The 19,564-nt window shown below is 28.0% G+C and carries 16 protein-coding genes, 1 CRISPR repeat array and 1 riboswitch; of the genes, 13 read left to right on the plus strand and 3 right to left on the minus strand.

What is annotated here, in order from left to right; translation table 11 throughout:
- Nucleotides 1-71 precede the first annotated feature (71 nt).
- Complete coding sequence (locus tag FGQ49_RS05530; protein ID WP_138268877.1) at nt 72-983, minus strand: ketopantoate reductase family protein; 912 nt, start codon at nt 981-983, stop codon at nt 72-74.
- Nucleotides 984-1,105: 122 nt separating this feature from the next.
- Here FGQ49_RS05530 and FGQ49_RS05535 point away from each other — a divergent pair, with 122 nt between their 5' ends.
- From FGQ49_RS05535 to mgtE (FGQ49_RS05570), 8 genes are all read left to right on the plus strand, one after another.
- The gene (locus FGQ49_RS05535; RefSeq protein ID WP_138268878.1) at nt 1,106-2,143 is read left to right on the plus strand and encodes a DUF4430 domain-containing protein; all 1,038 of its coding nucleotides are present in this window, start codon (nt 1,106-1,108) and stop codon (nt 2,141-2,143) included.
- A 3-nt stretch (nt 2,144-2,146) separates the two neighbouring features.
- On the plus strand, nt 2,147-3,031 hold the full coding sequence (locus FGQ49_RS05540; protein ID WP_138268879.1) for an energy-coupling factor transporter transmembrane component T: 885 nt from the start codon (nt 2,147-2,149) through the stop codon (nt 3,029-3,031).
- The gene (locus tag FGQ49_RS05545) at nt 3,013-4,590 is read left to right on the plus strand and encodes an ABC transporter ATP-binding protein (protein ID WP_138268880.1); all 1,578 of its coding nucleotides are present in this window, start codon (nt 3,013-3,015) and stop codon (nt 4,588-4,590) included. The genes FGQ49_RS05540 and FGQ49_RS05545 overlap by 19 nt, the downstream gene beginning before the upstream one ends.
- Before the next feature lie 157 nt (nt 4,591-4,747).
- Nucleotides 4,748-5,278 carry an ECF transporter S component gene (locus FGQ49_RS05550; protein ID WP_171020604.1) on the plus strand — a complete coding sequence of 177 codons (531 nt, stop codon included), beginning with the start codon at nt 4,748-4,750 and terminating at the stop codon, nt 5,276-5,278.
- Nucleotides 5,279-5,290: 12 nt separating this feature from the next.
- A riboswitch (cobalamin riboswitch) is annotated at nt 5,291-5,449 on the plus strand.
- 102 nt (nt 5,450-5,551) lie between these two features.
- Nucleotides 5,552-6,643: a hypothetical protein gene (locus tag FGQ49_RS05555; RefSeq protein ID WP_138268882.1), complete on the plus strand. Its 1,092-nt coding sequence runs from the start codon at nt 5,552-5,554 to the stop codon at nt 6,641-6,643.
- A 256-nt stretch (nt 6,644-6,899) separates the two neighbouring features.
- Nucleotides 6,900-8,243, plus strand: a complete 1,344-nt coding sequence (gdhA, locus tag FGQ49_RS05560) for an NADP-specific glutamate dehydrogenase (protein WP_138268883.1) — start codon at nt 6,900-6,902, stop codon at nt 8,241-8,243.
- Between the two features lie 369 nt (nt 8,244-8,612).
- Nucleotides 8,613-9,950: a magnesium transporter gene (mgtE, locus tag FGQ49_RS05565; RefSeq protein WP_138268884.1), complete on the plus strand. Its 1,338-nt coding sequence runs from the start codon at nt 8,613-8,615 to the stop codon at nt 9,948-9,950.
- 11 nt (nt 9,951-9,961) lie between these two features.
- On the plus strand, nt 9,962-11,293 hold the full coding sequence (gene mgtE / locus FGQ49_RS05570; protein WP_138268885.1) for a magnesium transporter: 1,332 nt from the start codon (nt 9,962-9,964) through the stop codon (nt 11,291-11,293).
- Nucleotides 11,294-11,311: 18 nt separating this feature from the next.
- On the opposite strand, the gene FGQ49_RS05575 is transcribed toward mgtE (FGQ49_RS05570), so the two are convergent.
- Nucleotides 11,312-11,698 (minus strand): hypothetical protein, encoded by a 387-nt coding sequence (locus FGQ49_RS05575; RefSeq protein WP_138268886.1) that lies wholly within the window; start codon nt 11,696-11,698, stop codon nt 11,312-11,314.
- Between the two features lie 163 nt (nt 11,699-11,861).
- On the opposite strand from FGQ49_RS05575, the gene FGQ49_RS05580 reads away from it, so the two are divergent.
- Together FGQ49_RS05580 and FGQ49_RS05585 are read left to right on the plus strand one after the other, a co-directional pair.
- Nucleotides 11,862-13,142, plus strand: a complete 1,281-nt coding sequence (locus FGQ49_RS05580; RefSeq protein ID WP_138268887.1) for a patatin-like phospholipase family protein — start codon at nt 11,862-11,864, stop codon at nt 13,140-13,142.
- A 282-nt stretch (nt 13,143-13,424) separates the two neighbouring features.
- Nucleotides 13,425-15,083: a glutamine--tRNA ligase/YqeY domain fusion protein gene (locus tag FGQ49_RS05585; RefSeq protein WP_138268888.1), complete on the plus strand. Its 1,659-nt coding sequence runs from the start codon at nt 13,425-13,427 to the stop codon at nt 15,081-15,083.
- Nucleotides 15,084-15,105: 22 nt separating this feature from the next.
- Here FGQ49_RS05585 and FGQ49_RS05590 read toward each other — a convergent pair whose 3' ends face one another.
- Nucleotides 15,106-15,402 (minus strand): sigma factor-like helix-turn-helix DNA-binding protein, encoded by a 297-nt coding sequence (locus tag FGQ49_RS05590; protein WP_138268889.1) that lies wholly within the window; start codon nt 15,400-15,402, stop codon nt 15,106-15,108.
- Between the two features lie 222 nt (nt 15,403-15,624).
- Here FGQ49_RS05590 and FGQ49_RS05595 point away from each other — a divergent pair, with 222 nt between their 5' ends.
- The 3 genes from FGQ49_RS05595 (at nt 15,625) to FGQ49_RS10350 (ending at nt 17,535) form a co-directional block, all read left to right on the plus strand.
- Entirely contained in the window at nt 15,625-16,218 is a 594-nt protein-coding gene (locus FGQ49_RS05595; RefSeq protein WP_171020605.1) for a LexA family protein, read from the plus strand.
- 105 nt (nt 16,219-16,323) lie between these two features.
- On the plus strand, nt 16,324-17,373 hold the full coding sequence (locus FGQ49_RS05600; RefSeq protein ID WP_138268891.1) for a helix-turn-helix domain-containing protein: 1,050 nt from the start codon (nt 16,324-16,326) through the stop codon (nt 17,371-17,373).
- Between the two features lie 15 nt (nt 17,374-17,388).
- Nucleotides 17,389-17,535, plus strand: a complete 147-nt coding sequence (locus FGQ49_RS10350) for a hypothetical protein (RefSeq protein ID WP_171020606.1) — start codon at nt 17,389-17,391, stop codon at nt 17,533-17,535.
- 15 nt (nt 17,536-17,550) lie between these two features.
- Nucleotides 17,551-19,301: direct repeats of the CRISPR family, unit length 36 nt; unit sequence GTTTTACAATAACTCAATTTGTTCAGGTACTAAAAT.
- The last annotated feature ends 263 nt before the right edge of the window (nt 19,302-19,564 follow it).

Below are 19,564 nucleotides of genomic sequence, written 5' to 3' on the forward strand. Positions count from 1 at the left end.
ATATAGTATTAAAGGATTTAAAAATATGTGAATAATTAAATAAAAAAAGCCCTGGTGTAAGGGCTTATATTTTAATAGCTATTTTCTATTTCTTTTATTTTGTCATATAGATAGTCGTTAAGAGGTGTTTCTATATTATGTTTTTTACCTAATTTTTTTATAGTTCCAGCAAAAAGCTCGACTTCTGTTTTTCTTTTTGCTTTTGTATCTTGACGAAGGGATGGTGCATTGTCTGGGCTTAATGTATCCATTAAAGCCATCCAATCATTTATTTCTATATCTGTAAGTTCTATTCCTTCCGCTTTTGCGACCTTTTGAACTTCTTTCATAACATTTATAACCATTTCTCTTGGTTTGCCTTGTTTTTGAATTCCTCCGTATGTTGTTTCATATACTGCAACTACTTGGTTTACAGCATCGTTTAACATAAGTTTGCTCCAAAGGTTATGTAAAATGTTATCAGGTATTTCGTATGGAAGATTTGAATTTATAAACAGTTCCTCTACTTTTTTTACATCTTCTGTTATTATATTGTCTTTGTTTCCATAGCATATTGTTCCAACTTTTGAAAAAGAAACATTGTTATTTTCTTTTTGAGCATCCATTCCGTGTACTTCGCAGTATAAAAGATGTTTTTCTCCGTAATGTTCTTTTATAATATTTTCACTTTCTATTCCATTCATTACAGATAAGAAAATGGTATCATCTTTAACAAAATTTTTAACGGATTTTATAGCTTCATCCATTCCGGTAAATTTAACTGCGAATATTATAAGATCCGCTTTTTGCTCATTTTCTTTATCACATACAAAGTTAAAATTATATTTTTCTCCATTAATAATATAATCCATATTCTTATATTTTTTTACCCTGTCTTCATCAGCGATAAAATATACTTCATCTTTAAGATAATCTTGTAAATATGATGCATACATTAACCCTAAAGCACCTGCACCTATTATAAATACATTTTTTATTTGCATATAATTCACTCCTTATCTTTTATATTTTATCATAAAAGATGGATTTGTCTAAGATATATTAAAACTTTACAAGGTATAAAAACACAGGTATAATTAAATTAATTTAAAGTGACGGAGAAAATATGAAAAAAAGAAATTTTAAAAAGAATTTACCATACATTATACCCATATGTATTTTAGTATTATTTGTTGTATTTAAGCTTTTTACAATGGATATTTCCTTTGGAGAAATAAAATGTAATTTAAGTGATAATCCGAATATTGTAAGTTTATTAAAGGAAGCAAAAAGCAAAGAAAAAACGCTTCAAATAAATGGAGCAATAGGGGATACTTCTTACTGTTATGAATATGAAAGCAGTGATATTACAGGATATGAAAACAGTGACTTAAATTTAAAAAGTTTTGATGAATACAATAATAATTTAAAAGAAACTTTGGGATGTGAAAATATTGTATCATTTGAATACAGTGAAAATATAAAATTAAACGGAACTCCTAAGTTAGTATTTTATAATTTAAAAGAAGGCAATTATTCTTTATTTGAAATAAGAGAAGGTAATATTTATTATTTGAGCGATACAGTTACAAATAAAAATGAAGTATCTTTTGATGTATCCAATACTTCTTACGTTTATGTTTTGGCAAGTGGAGTAGATGATGATACTATTTCAAAATTAAAAAATGATAAACTTGAAATAAAAACTTCTTCAGATGAAGAAAAGACAAAACTTATTGCTGCAACAGAAAAAAAAGGCGAAGAAGAAAATAATCAAAATAAGAAAGAATATTACTTTAATTTAACTATTGAATGTAAGGAAGCAGTAGAAAATATTGATTTAATAAAAGAAGAAAAAAGAAAGTATATTCCATCAAACGGATATATATTTGGACCTAAAAAGGTTGTTTTTTATGAAGGAGAAAATCTCTATGAAGTTCTTTTCAGAGAGTTAAAAAAAGCAGGAATTCCTTTTGATGCGAGTGGGTATAGTGAGTATTCTACGGCATATGTAAAGGGAATAAATAATCTATATGAATTTGACCTTGGGGCATCTTCAGGTTGGGTTTATTATGTAAATGGAAAGCAGCCTAATTATGGTTGTTCTGATTATATTCTAAAAAGTGGTGATGAGGTCGTTTGGAAATATATTAAAGGAAGGTAAAATATGAATAACAGGGGGATGTTTGTAAGTTATAGCTCATATGTAAATATTCTATATTTTATAGGTGTAATGGTTATAAATATGTTTTTTATGCACCCTGTTATTTTATTTATTTCTTTTGTTTCTTCATTAACCTATAGCCTTTATTTAAACGGAATGAAAAGCTTAAAATTTGATTTGTTTGTTTTATTTCCTCTTTTATTATTTATCATTCTTGTAAATCCTTTGGTTAATCATCAAGGCACTACGATACTTTTTTATATAAATAATCAAATGATAACAAAAGAATCAATTTTATATGGAATATTTGCCGGAATGATGATAATAAATATGTTTTTGTATTTTTCATCTTTTAACAAAATTATGACAGGGGATAAAATAATGTCTGTCTTAAAGTTTGTTTCAAGAAAGTTATCTTTAATTTTTGTAATGACTTTAAGATTTGTTCCAAGATACAAAAACGAATTTAATAAAATTAAGGTGTCTCAACAGTGTTTAAATGAAGGGCTTAATGATGGTAATTTCTTTGACAGAATAAGACATGGTTCAAATATGATGTCTTCTCTTGTTACTTTTGCCCTTGAGGATGGAATTGATACTGCAGATACGATGATTGCAAGGGGATATGGACTAAAAAATAAAAGTAATTATAAAAGGGAAAAATTTACAAGTGATGATAAAGTATTTTTTACATTGATGATAATACTTTTTTTGATTGTAACAATTGGAATTATTAGAGGACAGTTTTATATTAACTTTTTCCCTGATTTTATTTTTACGGAATTATCTATACATAATGCTTTATATTTTGTAAGTTATTTTATTTTTGCAATGGTTCCTATGATAATTGAAATAAAGGAGGCTTTGGTTTGGAATTTATCAAAATAGATAATCTTAGTTTTTCTTATCCACATAAAAAGAATGTTTTAAAAAATATCTCTTTTAACATTGATAAGGGGGATTTTGTTTTGCTGTTTGGTAAATCAGGAAGCGGAAAGTCTACTTTATTAAAACATTTAAGCATAAGCCTTGCTCCTTACGGAGAGAAAAAAGGAAAAATATATTATAAGGGAATTGAAAGTGAGAATATTTCTTTAAAGGAAAGATGTGAAAAAATAGGGTATGTAATGCAGAATATTGATGCACAAATTGTAACCGATAAAGTATGGCATGAACTGGCTTTTACACTTGAAAACTTAGGATATGATAATGCAAAAATGCACAGCAGAATGGCAGAGATAACAAGTTTCTTTTCTATGTCATCTTGGCTTGATAAAGATACTTCGTCTCTTTCCGGAGGAGAAAAACAAAAATTAAATTTAGCTGTTAGTATGCTTACTTTTCCAGATGTTCTTCTTTTAGATGAACCTACTTCTCAACTTGACCCTGTAATGAGAGATGAGTTTATAAGGCTTTTGAAGAGAATAAATGAAGACTACGGTACGACAATTATTATAACGGAACACTCCTTTGAAGGTATTATTGAAAATGTGGATAAATGTGTACTTATTGATAATGGAAGATTCGTATTTAACTCAGATAAGCTATCCTTAACTGATGAAATAATAGAAAATAAAAAGCAATATTATGAATTTCTTCCAGCTGTTACAAAATTTGGACATGAGATTTTAAATAAAAATAATATTTTAACGGTAAATGAAGCAAAGAAGAATTTAATAAAATCAAATATTAATTTAAAAGAAAAGATTGGAAAAATAAAACATAGAAGCAAAGAAAGCATAATTGAAGTTAAAAACGTTTCTTTTAAATATAGTAAACTTGAAAGAAATATTTTAAAAGATGTATCTTTAAAAATATATAAAGGGGATTTTTTATCTATTATAGGTCCAAATGGTGTTGGTAAAAGTACATTTTTAAATTTGCTTATTGGTTCTTTGAAGCCAAATAAAGGGAAAATTATTAAAAATGGAAAAATAGCGATGCTTCCGCAAAATCCCGTAAGTCTTTTTATTAAATCAAAAGTAAAAGATGATTTATATGATATTGATGAAAATTATATGGAGCTTGTAGATGAGTTTGATGTTTCTTCATTAATCGAATCTCATCCTTATGATTTATCCGGAGGAGAGATTGAACTAATGGCTCTTATTAAGGTGCTTTTGGTTAATCCGGATATAATCATTTTAGATGAACCAACAAAGGGAATGGATGTAATATATAAACAAAAGCTTGGTGGGTTTCTTAATAAGCTTAATGAAAAAGGTATTACGATAGTTATAATAAGCCATGATTTAGAGTTTATTGGAAAATATATTCCGTACTGCTCTATTATGTTTGATATGGATATTATGCCTTTTAAAGAAACCAGAGAGGTTTTTGGGGAAAGTTATTTTTATACTACCGATATAAATAGAATTACAAAGGATAATTTAAAAAATATAATAAATTTACATGAGGTTTTTATAGATGAAAACAAAACAGTATAAATCTTTTATAATTTCCTTTGTTGTACTTTTTATATTGGTTCCTATAATTATTTTTATATCTCAAAGTAACAATTCAAATTACCTTTTACCAAGTTTTATGATAATTTTTGTTTCCTTTTTACCTTTTGTGTATATTTTTGAAAATAAAAAGATAAGAGTGAGGGAAATTGTATTAATATCAAGCATGTCTGCAATTGCAGTACTTGGGAGAATTGTATTTTTCTTTGTTCCTCAAATAAAAGTCACTTCAGCAATTATAATTGTTTCAGCGGCTACTCTTGGGAGTGAAGCAGGATTTTTTATTGGCGTTGTTTCTGCCTTTGTTTCAAATTTCTTTTTTGGACAAGGAAGTTATACAATATGGCAGATGTTTGCTTTTGGTATGGTTGGTTTTTTAAGCGGAATAATTTTTAAGTCTGAAAGGATAAAAAACAATAGAATTTTAGTTTGTATAATAGGTTTTATTTTAACATTTTTAGTTTATGGAGGTGTTGTGAATTTTCATTCACTTGTTTTATATACTTCTAAAATTAACTTTGAAAGTTTTAAGGCGGTATACCTATTATCACTTCCTTTTGACTTTATTCATGCTTTATCAACAAGTGTGTTTTTATGGTTTATACAAAGACCTTTTTTTGAAAAAATTGATAGAATAAAAGAAAAATATGGTATCATATATCATAGATAGAATAAAGTTTTTTGTTTATATAACTTATTAAATGTTAAGGGAAGCAGGTTGGAATCCTGCACAGTCTGTGCTGCTGTATTAGTGTAGTAAATATCAATATGCCACTTAAAGGGAAGGCGGTATTTACGTTGAAACTTAAGTCAGAAGACCTATTTAATAAGACCTATAAACTCTACACAGGAAATAGAGTATGGTAAAAAATTATATGGTATTTTTTACTGCTCTAAGCCTGAAAAAAGGCTTATTTTTATTTAAAATTAGAGGAGGAAAAATATGAAACAATTAAGAAAAAGAATTATTTTTGCACTACTTTCTTTATTGATGGTTCTATCTTTTAGTATGCCTGCTTTTGCATCTAATGCACAAGAAACTTTAACAACTTCACAAAAAGCATTAAATGCCATAAATTCTGCAGCAACTTTTAGACTTTCAACTCTTGAAAATCCATCAACAGGAAACAATAACGAAGGAGATTGGTTTATCTTTGCACTTCAAAGAGGTGATGTAGAAATGGCAAACAAAGAAGAATATACAAATAAGTATATTTCTAATGTAAAAAGCAATATTTCATCTCTTCAATATCCGTCAGATTACGCAAGAGTGATAATAACTCTTACATCTCTTGGTGTTGATTGCAGCAAAGAATTTGAAGGGGTAAATTTACTTGAAAAAATGCTTGCAGATAAAGCAAGTTTTGAAGGTACATTTGCTTCAAATGCAATATATGCTCTTATTGCCCTAAATTGTAATGACTATGATATTCCAAGCACATGCGATATTACACAAGATGATTTGGTATCTGCTTTACTTTCTTATAAAGATGAAAAAACAAATCTTTTCTATTTTAGTACAGATAAAACATATGGAACGGATTTAGATACAACATTTATGGCAAATCAAGCTTTAAGTTTATGTAATGTAAGTGATGATAATTTAAAAACACAAATTCAAAATGCAAAAACAGCTTGTATTGAAACAATAAAATCTTCACAAAGCGCAAGCGGAGCAATTAGTTCTTATGGAATGGATAATGCTTGTACAACAGCTCAAGCAATTGTTGCATTAACACAAATGGGAGAAGATGTTAACAGTTATCAAAAAGACGGTAAAACATTAGTAGACGGCCTTCTTTCTATGCAAGATAGCAATACAAATGGTTTTATAGGATATACAGGTAAGGCGGATATTCAAACGACTGATCAAAGTTTATATGCGTTAGTTGCTTATTCAAGAAGTGAACAAGGCTTAAATACTTTATTTGATATGAACAGTACAGATACATTATCTTTCGATCCTGATTCATTCTCTGCTAAAGTAGATAAATTCTTTGATAATATAAAAGGATTTTTCCAAAGATTATTTTAATATTTAAATAAGAAAACAGAAGTTTTAAGGCTTCTGTTTTTCTTTGAAAATTTTACAAAAAAATAATTGAAAAAATTTTAATATAGATAAAATAATACTTGTATATATAAAAAAATTGTATTATAATATGTGAAAGTTTTGAAATTTCAGACATTTTAAAGCTAAAGGTGTTAAAACATAAAATATCTAATAATAATTAAATATTTTATGTCTTAATTTGCCTTAATATATAAAATATTTAATTTGGAGGAACAAAATGGATTATATTAATAAAGTTTTAGAACAAGTAAAAGCTAAAAATCCAAACGAACCGGAATTTAATCAAGCTGTTATGGAGGTACTTGAAAGTTTAAGACCTGTTATTGAAGCTCATCCTGAATATGAAGATATGGGTATTCTTGAAAGAATGACAGAACCTGAAAGAGCAATTATGTTTAAGGTTCCATGGGTTGATGATAATGGTAAAGTACAAGTAAATAGAGGTTTTAGAGTACAATTTAATGGTGCTATCGGACCTTACAAAGGTGGTTTAAGATTCCATCCAAGTGTTAACTTAAGTGTAATTAAATTCTTAGGTTTTGAACAAGTATTCAAAAACTCACTTACAACACTTCCTATAGGTGGTGGTAAAGGTGGTTCTGATTTTGATCCTCAAGGAAAATCAGATGCTGAAATTATGAGATTTTGTCAAAGTTTCATGAGTGAATTATATCGTCATATCGGACCAGATGTTGACGTTCCTGCAGGGGATATTGGTGTAGGCGGAAGAGAAATCGGATACTTATACGGACAATACAGAAGAATCAGAGGCGCTTTTGAAAACGGAGTGCTTACAGGTAAAGGAATTCCTTATGGCGGAAGTTTAATCAGACCTGAAGCAACAGGTTATGGTGCAATGTACTATGCTGAAGAAGTATTAAAAGTTTTAAATGATTCTTTTGAAGGAAAAACTTTAATCGTAAGTGGTTATGGTAACGTTGCTTGGGGTGTATGTAAAAAAGCTAAAGAATTAGGAGCAAAAGTTGTTTCTATTTCAGGTAGAGATGGATATGTATATGATAAAGACGGAATCAATACAGATGAAAAAATTGATTTCTTACTTCAAATCAGAGAACGTAACGATGTTAAATTAAAAGATTATGCTGAAAAATTTGGTGCTGAATTCCATGCAAAAGAAAAACCATGGGGACTTAAAGGTGATATAGCTATCCCATGTGCAACTCAAAATGAAATCGGTATTGAAGAAGCTAAACAATTAAAAGCAAACGGAGTAAAACTTGTTGTTGAAGGTGCAAACATGCCAACTACTCCAGAAGCAATGGAATATTTTAAAGAAAATGACGTAATTTTAGGACCTGCAAAAGCAGCAAATGCCGGTGGTGTTGCAGTATCAGCTTTAGAAATGGCTCAAAACTCAATGAGATATTCATGGAGTGCAGAAGAAGTAGATGCAAAATTAAAATCTATTATGCAAAGCATTCATGAAAACAGTAAAAATGCAAGTGAAAAATATGGACTTGGCTATGATTTAGTAGCAGGTGCAAACATTGCAGGATTTGAAAAAGTTGTAGAAGCTATGATTGCTCAAGGTATCTATTAATTAAATTATTTAATTATAAATGATATATCATCTATTTAAACTTTAAAGGACCTTTAAAGGTCCTTTTTAATTTTGTATAAAAATAAATTTTATGTAATTTTAAATTAAATTTTTTATAAAATTAATATTAAATTTTAAAGATATAAAAATATGTAAGAGAATATTTATTGACAAAAAAATTTTTAAAGAATATAATGAAATAATTAAGAAAACGAAAAGGTGGTGAAGAAAATGGATGCAGGAAGTAGTATTGGCATTGAATCCGGGGGGCGTATGAAATCGGTATTAAATGTACTGCTTTTTTTGTGCGTTCATTTTCTACCAACATTATAAGCTCTCGTTTGATGTTTTGTATCCAATTTTTACAAAATGAACAAAGGAGAATTAATTTTAGCGTATTTAGAAAATCGTGATTTTAGAAGTATAAAAAATACGATAAAAGACATGAATTTTGCGGATATTGCTCTTCTTTTTGATGAAATATCTTTAGAGGATATACCGCTTATTTTTCGTGTTTTACCAAAAGATACGGCAAGTGATGTTTTTGTTGAACTTGATAATGAAAAAAAAGAATATTTAATAAGAAGTTTTACGGATGAAGAATTAAAAGAAGTTTTAGATTTAATGTTTGTTGACGATACTGTAGATATTATAGAAGAAATGCCGGCAAATGTTGCAAAAAGAATTTTAAAACATACTAAATCCGATACAAGAAAATTAGTTAATGAGATTTTAAAATATCCTGAAGATAGTGCCGGAAGCATTATGACAACTGAGTTTGTTTCTCTTAGAAAAGATATGGATGTTTATGAAGCTTTTTTAAAGATTAAGGCGACCGGTGTTGATAAGGAGACTATATATACTTGTTATGTAACAGATAATACAAAAAAGCTTATAGGTATTGTTTCCACTAAAGATTTACTTCTATCCGACATGGAAGAAAAAATAGAAGATATAATGGAAACAAATATAATATATGTAAATACCGTGGATGATAGAGAAGAAGTTGTAAAAGTATTCGATAAATATGACTTTTTGGCAGTTCCGGTAGTTGATAATGAAAGAAGACTTATAGGTATTGTAACAGTTGATGATGCTATTGATGTAATCGTACAGGAAGATACAGAAGACTTTCAAAAAATGGCTGCTATGGCTCCAAATGAAGATACTTATTTTAAAACTTCTGTCTTTACACATGCAAAAAAGAGATTTGGATGGCTATTATTTTTGATGCTATCTGCAACTTTTACTCAAACTATAATAACCCATTATGAAGCCGCTTTTGCAACTATACCTCTTCTTGCTGCGTTTATTCCTATGATAAGTGATACAGGCGGAAATTGTGGTTCTCAAAGCGCTACAATGATAATAAGAGGTATGTCTTTAGATGAAATAAGACCAAGAGATATTTTAAAAGTAATATTAAAGGAAAGTGAAATATCTTTAATGGTCGGTATTGTCTTAAGTGTTGTAAATGGAATAAGAATAATTATTACATATCATAGTTTTGTTTTGGCATTGGTTCTTGGACTAACTTTAATGTGTACTGTATTTATGTCGAAACTTTTAGGCGGTATTCTGCCAATGATAGCAAAACAGGTTCATTTAGACCCTGCTGTTATGGCATCTCCGCTTATTACAACCATAGTTGATGCATGTTCTTTGATAATATATTTTAATATAGCAATGCATATACTAAAAATTTAAAGGAGAGTTATATGGAAGAGAAAATATTAGAATTACTTAAACAAAGAAATTTTTTTGAGTTAAAAAAATTATTGGAAACATTGAATCCAGCCGATATAGCTTCTCTTTTTGATGAAATATCCACAGAAGATGTATTGCTTGTTTTTAGATTATTACCAAAAGAAACAGCTGCGGATACTTTTGTTGAATTGGATAATGATAATCAAGAATATCTTATAAAAGCATTTAGTGACGAAGAACTTAAAGAAGTATTAGACTTATTATTTGTGGACGATACTGCGGATTTGGTTGAAGAAATGCCTGCAAACGTAGCAAAGAGAGTACTTAAACATACAGATATTGCTACAAGAAAAATGATTAATGAGATACTTAAATATCCTGAAGATAGTGCCGGAAGCATTATGACAACTGAGTTTGTGTCTTTAAAAAAAGATATGACTGTTTTAGATGCTTTAAATAAAATAAAAGCAACAGGGGTAGATAAGGAAACGATATATACCTGTTATGTAACAGATAATACAAAAAAACTAATTGGTTTGGTTTCCACAAAAGATATTTTATTATCCGATATGGATAAATATATTGAAGATATAATGGAAACGAACATAATCTATACTCATACTCTTGCAGACCAAGAAGATGTAGTTAAAATGTTTGATAAGTATGACTTACTTGCAATTCCTGTTGTTGATAAAGAAGACAGGCTTATCGGTATTATCACGGTTGATGATGCTATCGACGTAATCAGAGAAGAAAATACCGAAGACTTTGAAAAAATGGCAGCTATGATGCCAAGTGAAGAAAGTTATTTTAAGACTTCTGCATTTAAACATGCAAAAAACAGGATAATGTGGCTTTTATTTTTGATGTTATCAGCAACAATGACTCAAGCTGTTATAACTCACTATGAGGCTGCTTTTGCAACTGTTCCTTTACTTGTAGCTTTTATTCCAATGATTACAGGAACAGGAGGAAACTGCGGTTCTCAAAGTTCTACAATGATAATCCGTGGGCTTGCTTTGGATGAAATAGAACCTAAAGATATATTTAAAGCTATGTTAAAAGAAGGAGAAATAGGTCTTTTGGTAGGTGTTGCTCTTGCTGTAGTAAACGGAATAAGAATAATGATTTTTTATCATGATTCCGTATTGGCTTTAGTGCTTGGAATAACACTTGTTGCAACCATTATTATGGCAAAATTAATGGGGTGTGTTCTTCCTATATGTGCAAAGAAATTAAAACTTGACCCTGCTATTATGGCTTCACCATTAATTACGACTCTTGTTGACACTTGTTCTATTTTAATTTATTTTAACGTTGCACTTCAAATTATGAATTTATAAAATAACCGGATAATCCGGTTATTTTTTTAATGCTTTTTTATACATATATTTTAATTCTTTTGTGATATTATCTTTTTTCCCATAATATTTTTCTCTTTCTTTTAAAGCTATATAAATGCTTAAGCTTTCGTAATATTTTTCGTTGATCTTTAACACTTGGTGCATAGATGTTATTTTTTCATTAAAATGACAATGATGGTTTTTTCTTTGTAAATCATAATAATTTCTTATATGGTTTGTAATGTTATATTTAAAGTGTTTAAAAATGTTTGTATTATATTTGTCTAGATTTTTTTTATTTGTTATTTCCCTTATTCCATTGTTTAGATAATTAAAAAAAAATTCTTTTTCTATTGATTTATTACAAAGAAGTTGTGCGTTTATCTTTATTTCTTTTATGTTCATTTTCTGTCTCCTTTAAGATAAATATACCATGTTTTAAAGAAGAAAAATTAACGACTAATTGTAAGTTTTTTATTATTAAATTAAGATTAAATTAAAGTATATTTGTTAAAAATAAAAAAATAATGTGATAAAATATAAAATAAAACTTTTATGGAGTGTAGACATGAAATTTGATATAAATAAAGAATATGCTCTTGCTTTAAGCGGAGGTGGAGTAAGGGGTGCATACCAAATAGGAGTATGGCGTGCTTTAATTGAAGAAGGAATAAAAATAAAAGCCGTTTGCGGAACCAGTATTGGTGCTATAAACGGAGCATTGATTGCACAAGATGATTTTGATATGGCTTTGAAACTTTGGAGTGAACTTACTCCTGATATTGTTTATAACAAAGAAAGTAATGTAATAGACAGAATCAGGGATATTTCAAAGCTTGAAACTCTTTTAAAAGATAATCTTGATGAAGAGAAAATTAGAAACAGTGATATTGATTTTGGACTTGTAACTTTTAATTTAACAACAAAAGAACCGGTTATAATTTTTAAAGATGAAATACCAGAAGGTAAAATGGCGGATTATATTTTGGCAAGTGCAAATTATCCTGTTTTTTATCGTAAAGAAATTGATGAAGAAATTTACGTTGACGGAGGAATATATGATAATCTTCCTAGAAAACCTCTTGCGGATAAAGGATATAAAGATATTATAGAAGTTGATATTAATCCTCCTTTAAGTGATATAACAAAGAAAAATGTATGTGATGATGTAAATATTTATAATATTACCAGTAAGCATAGTCTTCACGGACAATTTATATTTAACCAAAAACAATTAAATGATAATTTAAGTAAAGGCTATCTTGATGTAAAACTATATAACGATGAGTTTTTATCTTCACATTTTTATGTTAAAAAACCAACAAATAATTATGACATATCTTTGAAACCAAAGGATATAGCAAGGCTTATTTTAGATGATAGATTTATCGGTATATTTTTAAATAATAAAATAGTTAGAAACTGCATAATATACATTAATGATTATTATAAGTCAAAGAATGGTTATGACGATGGAGATTTATCCATTAGAGATGAAAGGTTCTTTATGGCTGCAATGGAAATAACAGCAGAGGTTTTAGATGTTGAACCAATAATGCTTTATTCATATGAAGAGTTTAGAGTCTGTGTTGTAAGAGAAATATATAAATTGATTTCTAAAGAAGAAGTAATAACTGATTTAATTAAAAATGGACCTTTTAATTCTAAAAATGATTTAAAAGATTATTTTGATAAGAAAACTATCTTGGCATTACTTATCTTTTTAAGCTATAAAAATCAAACTTTGGAAAAAATCATATATAAAATTTCACCTAAAATATTGATATCATTTATTACATCTTTTATTGTTATGAACAGACTAAATTTTGATTTAGTTATAGAAGATTAGTCAATTATCAACAAATAAACACTGCATAATTAAGGGAAAAACGTGAATTTTACTAAAAGTTATCCACATACAAACAAGTTATCCACAGTTTTCCACAATAAAACATATAATTTTAAAAGAAAATGTTTTAATAAGAATTTTATTACATTTTAAAAATTATGTGAAATATTTGTGTAATATGACTATATATTTGTCATTTTGTTTAAAGAAATAAAAAAAACTTCAAATTTTTGTTAAATTGTATTATAATTATTAAGATATTTTGTTTAAGGAGTAAGTAACGTGGGGGATGTAAAAACAAATTTTATAACCAATGAAATAGATAAAGATATAGAAAACGGAGTTTATGCAAAAGACGAAATTTATACACGTTTTCCGCCTGAGCCTAACGGATTTTTGCATATTGGTCATGCAAAAGCAATATGTATAAATTTCCTAACAGCAAAGAAATACAACGGTAAGACAAATCTTCGTTTTGATGATACAAATCCTGCAAAGGAAGATACTTTATATGTTAATGCAATAAAGGAAGATATAAGCTGGCTTGGTTTTGAGTGGGCAAAAGAACTTCATGCATCTAATTATTTTGATAAGATGTATGATTACGCCGTTGAACTTATTAAAAAAGGGCTTGCTTATGTTGATGATCAAAGTTATGAAGAAATGAAAAAGAACAGGGGAAATTTAAATACTCCCGGAGTTGATTCACCATATAGAAACAGAAGTATAGACGAAAACTTAAAGCTTTTTGAGGAAATGAAAGAAGGAAAATATGAAACAGGTTCAAAAGTTTTAAGAGCAAAAATAGATATGGCAAGTCCAAATATGAACATGAGGGATCCTGCTTTATATAGAGTTGTTCATGAAGAGCATCATAATACTAAAGGTAAGTGGTGCGTTTATCCTATGTATGACTTTGCCCATCCTATTGAAGATGCAATTGAAGGAATAACACATTCTTTATGTTCTCTTGAATTTGAAGACCATAGACCGCTATATGACTGGGTACTTGATAATCTTGATGATTACAAAGAAAAAAGACCAAGACAGATTGAATTTGCAAGACTTAATTTAACAAATCAAGTTATGAGTAAAAGATATCTTAGACAGCTTGTTGATGAAGGATATGTTGATGGATGGGATGATCCAAGAATGCCTACGATTTCAGGTTTTAGAAGAAGAGGGGTAACACCTGAAGCTATAGTTAATTTCTGTGAGGAAATTGGTGTCAGCAAGTCTAACTCAACTGTAGACAGCGGAATGTTAGAACATTTTATAAGAGATGATTTAAAACTTAAAGCTGACAGAGTAAATGCTGTTTTAAATCCTTTAAAACTTACAATTACAAATTATCCTGAAGGCGAAATTGAAATGCTTGAAATGGAAAATAATCAAGATATAGAAAATGGAGAAAAAAGAGAAGTTCCTTTTGGCAGAGAGCTTTATATTGAAAGAGAAGACTTTATGGAAAATCCTCCTAAAAAATATTTTAGATTATTCCCAGGTAATGAAGTAAGACTTAGAGGAGCATATTTTGTAAAATGCAATGAAGTTGTTAAAGACGAAAATGGAGAAGTTGTTGAAATAAAATGTACTTATGACCCTGAAACAAAATCAGGAAGTGGATTTACAGGAAGGAAAGTAAAAGGTACGATTCACTGGGTAGAAAGAAGCACAGCGATTAAAGCAAAAGCAAGGTTACTTGAACCTTTATTCAATACAGAAGTTTCAAGTGATAATTTCCTCGATATGGTAAATAAAGATTCGCTAAACGAAAAAGAAATTTATGTTGAACCATTCCTTAAAAATGCAAAAGCAGGGGATAGATTCCAATTCGTGAGAAATGGATATTTTAGTGTAGATCCTAAATTATCTAAAGATGAATTAGTGTTTAACAGAATAGTATCTCTAAAATCAAGCTGGAGACCACCTAAAAAATAAAAAGAGCCTTTAGGCTCTTTTTTTATGCTGCACCGCTTCCGAAAAGTACCTGCTCCATTTTTCTTATTGCTGCGGTTTTTATTCTTGAAGTATATTCTCTTGTAAGTTGTATTTCTCTTGATATTTGAAGCATATTTTTATTATTTATAAAAAACTCGGTTATAATTTTTCTTTCAAGATTTGTTAAGCAGTCCATTGCTTTATTAATTTTTTCTACTTTGTCTTCAATTTCTTTTTCTTCTCTAAGTTCTAAAATTTTATTATAGATAATATATTCTTTTAAAAGATGTTCTGTCTTTTTATAATTTTTGCTCTTCATTTTTTTACTCCTTAATTTTCAATTCTTCTTTATTTTCAGTTTTTTCTTTGTTTAATATGAATTATATTCATATTTTAATATGTATAACAATGAATGTCAATATTTTTATGAATAATATTCAATATTAATCAAAAATATCTTTACAATATGAATGAAATTCAATATAATATAAATATATTTTAAATATTAATAACAAAAATGACAATAAACGGAGAAATAAAAATGTTTGGTGAAAAACTTAGAGCGTTAAGGAAAAAAAATAATATGACTCAGGTTGATTTGGCAAAGGCACTTGACCTTGATAAATCTTCCATTGCAAAGTATGAGAGTGCGGGGATAATACCTTCAGTTGACACTTTACAAAAAATTGCTTCTTTGTTTAAAGTTTCCATAGATTATCTATTAAATGCACAGCTATATGATATAAACAATATAGTGAATGTTGAGATAATAGGAACTGTTGTTGCAGGAAGAGACGGTATAGCAACTTATGAATTTCTTGGTGTTTCTCAGGCTATAAACATAAATGACAAAGAAGAATATAAATATCTTAAGGTAAGAGGGGAGAGTATGTCTCCTCAAATTATGGAAGGAGATTTGGCTCTTGTAAGGCTTCAATCTGATGTGGACAGTGGAGACCTTGCTGTTGTAATAATCGACGGTGAAGAAGGCGTAATAAAAAAAGTGCAAAAGACGGAAAACTCTATTTCTCTTATTTCTTTTAATCCAATGTATGAAACAAGAGTCTTTGTAGGAAAAGATATGGAAAAAATTATGATATTTGGTAAAGTCGTTAAAGTTGAAAGATGTTATTAACATGTGGTTAATAAAAATTTGATTTGGTTAAATTTCATTCAATAGTATTTCTTTAATATTTTATGTAAAATATTATTAAGAAAATGTTTTAGAGGTATTAATTAAATGAAAATAGGAAATATTATCAAAGAAAAAAGAATTGAAAAAGGACTTACTCAGGAAAAAGTTGCAAAGTATTTAAATGTTAGTGCTCCTGCCGTAAACAAATGGGAGAAAGGATACACTTACCCTGATATAACCCTTATACCACCTCTTGCCAGACTTTTAGGTACAGATGCAAATACTCTGCTTTCTTTTAAGGACGATTTAAGTAAAAATGAAATAGCTTTTATCTTAAATGACATAACATCAAAAATGGAGAATGAGTCTTTTGTTGATGCTTATAATACTGCAATGGAAAGAATAAAAGAATATCCAAACAGTGAGGAATTGATATTTTATTCTGCGTTGGTTTTATCAGGTGGTATAGAGCTTTATTATACTTCAAATAAGGATTATTATAAAGAAGAGCTTGATAATCTTTTTAAAAGGGTAATAGATGGGGATAATGACGAAATAAGAGAACAAGCATTAAAAATAGTTTGCTCAAAATATATACAAAATAATGAGTTTAATAAAGCTGAAGAAATTATTTTGAAGTTAGATGATAAAAGTTTTGATAATAAAATGTTAAAAAATTCTTTTTATCTTAAAAAAGGAGAGTTTGATAAATCTTTAAAACTGCTTCAAGAAGAACTGTTTATAAAAATTACCGAAATACAAAATTTATTACTTTATATGATAAATAATATGCTTGAAACAAATAATGTTGAAGATAGTGAATATATAGCTGGGAAGATGGAAGAAGTTGCAGATGTTTTTAGTATGTGGGAATATAATAAATACATAGGCAAATGGCAGATTTTTGTGCATGAACAAAATGTAGATAAAACTATTGAGTTTATGGAAAAGCTTATATCCGCTATGAAATTTGAATTAAAACATGACAGTATTTTATTTTCAAAAATTAACTATAAAAATAATATGGATATATCCAAACAATTATTAAGAGGTCTTATTCAAGAAGTTAAAACCTCTGAAGAATTAAGTTATCTAAATAAAAGCGAAAAGTTTTGGAATTTTATAGAAAAGTATTATAATGATATAAAGAAATAAAAGGAGATAAATATCATGAAAGACGAAAGACCTTGCAGTAACCAATATAAGGACGAATGCCCTTGTACATACCCTTGTGATAACCACGGAAGATGTTGCGATTGTGTTGCTCATCACAGAGAATGCGGAGGAATTGTAGCTTGTTTGAAACAAAATAAATAACACACTTTGGGGTGTGTTATTTTTTTACTCAATTTGTTCAGGTACTAAAATCAAATGCAAACATTGGTAACTCGTTTAGTGTTTTACAATAACTCAATTTGTTCAGGTACTAAAATATCTGTTCATATTTGTATCAAATGTGCATTGTTTTACAATAACTCAATTTGTTCAGGTACTAAAATGATATGTATAACAAGGAGGAGTAATAATGTGTTTTACAATAACTCAATTTGTTCAGGTACTAAAATACCGTTCCTGTTGCCTCAATCCTTAATTTTGTTTTACAATAACTCAATTTGTTCAGGTACTAAAATTTATTTGGCATTATTAATTTAGCTACTTCAGTTTTACAATAACTCAATTTGTTCAGGTACTAAAATAAATTGTGCATTTGAGAATTATGATGATGAGTTTTACAATAACTCAATTTGTTCAGGTACTAAAATTTTATCAGGAATGTCCGAAGCAAAACTTTTGTTTTACAATAACTCAATTTGTTCAGGTACTAAAATAAACTGTTGAGCAAGCAATAGACGGAACTTGTTTTACAATAACTCAATTTGTTCAGGTACTAAAATGATAAATGATTTGCATTTATAATGTATTTAGTTTTACAATAACTCAATTTGTTCAGGTACTAAAATTTGTTCTAATGAATTATCTATATTATTTTGGTTTTACAATAACTCAATTTGTTCAGGTACTAAAATACTTGATGAGAATTATTTTAATATAGCAGAGTTTTACAATAACTCAATTTGTTCAGGTACTAAAATAAATATCGGGAATAAGTTAGGTTTAGAATTGTTTTACAATAACTCAATTTGTTCAGGTACTAAAATACATAGTAAAAAAAATGTGCAAGGAAAATAAGTTTTACAATAACTCAATTTGTTCAGGTACTAAAATCGTTGAAGCGTATTTAGTTCTAGGTATGGCGTTTTACAATAACTCAATTTGTTCAGGTACTAAAATAATCAAATATTGGGTCTCTTTCTTCTTTTTGTTTTACAATAACTCAATTTGTTCAGGTACTAAAATATATAATTTTCAATTTACTTTTCATCTTTTGTTTTACAATAACTCAATTTGTTCAGGTACTAAAATTTAACCGAGGATAAAGATGAACAATATATTGTTTTACAATAACTCAATTTGTTCAGGTACTAAAATTAGGCTCACAAGAAAAAGCGGTTGAAAGGGGTTTTACAATAACTCAATTTGTTCAGGTACTAAAATATTACTCAACCTCGTTATTTTTCTCATATTGTTTTACAATAACTCAATTTGTTCAGGTACTAAAATGGGAAACTTTGTATTTTTATTAAATCTTTAGTTTTACAATAACTCAATTTGTTCAGGTACTAAAATAATAATAGATAAAGACGGAACTATTATAGGTTTTACAATAACTCAATTTGTTCAGGTACTAAAATTAGCTTCCTCTGTTAAACAAACCTACATTTGTTTTACAATAACTCAATTTGTTCAGGTACTAAAATAGTGCTAATAAATTTTTAATTATAGCTTCAGTTTTACAATAACTCAATTTGTTCAGGTACTAAAATCTACAATTCCGGTAAACGAGTTTTTGGAAAGTTTTACAATAACTCAATTTGTTCAGGTACTAAAATAGGCATAATCACCTTATTGAAAATAAAAAAGTTTTACAATAACTCAATTTGTTCAGGTACTAAAATTAAAGGAGAACAATAATGAAGATATCTTATGTTTTACAATAACTCAATTTGTTCAGGTACTAAAATGTCAAATTGCAGAATTTATAAAAATTTTCATAAATTTATAAATTCTCATATTCATAAAAGCACCCTCCTTTTACAATAACTCATATATATTATACCATAATTTATGATAAAAGGAAATTGTTTTCTAGGGTATTTAATGTTTCTAAATGCTTTGAATGAATAAACAGATTATCATTAAATATTTTTAATATAACATCACTTTTTATATTATAAATTTCTTCTTTTCCTATTTTATTTATTATCAATTTTAAGATTGTTATTAA

The sequence above is a fragment of the Anaerofustis stercorihominis genome (genome assembly GCF_005844425.1).
Taxonomy (GTDB): Bacteria; Bacillota; Clostridia; order Eubacteriales; family Anaerofustaceae; genus Anaerofustis; species Anaerofustis butyriciformans.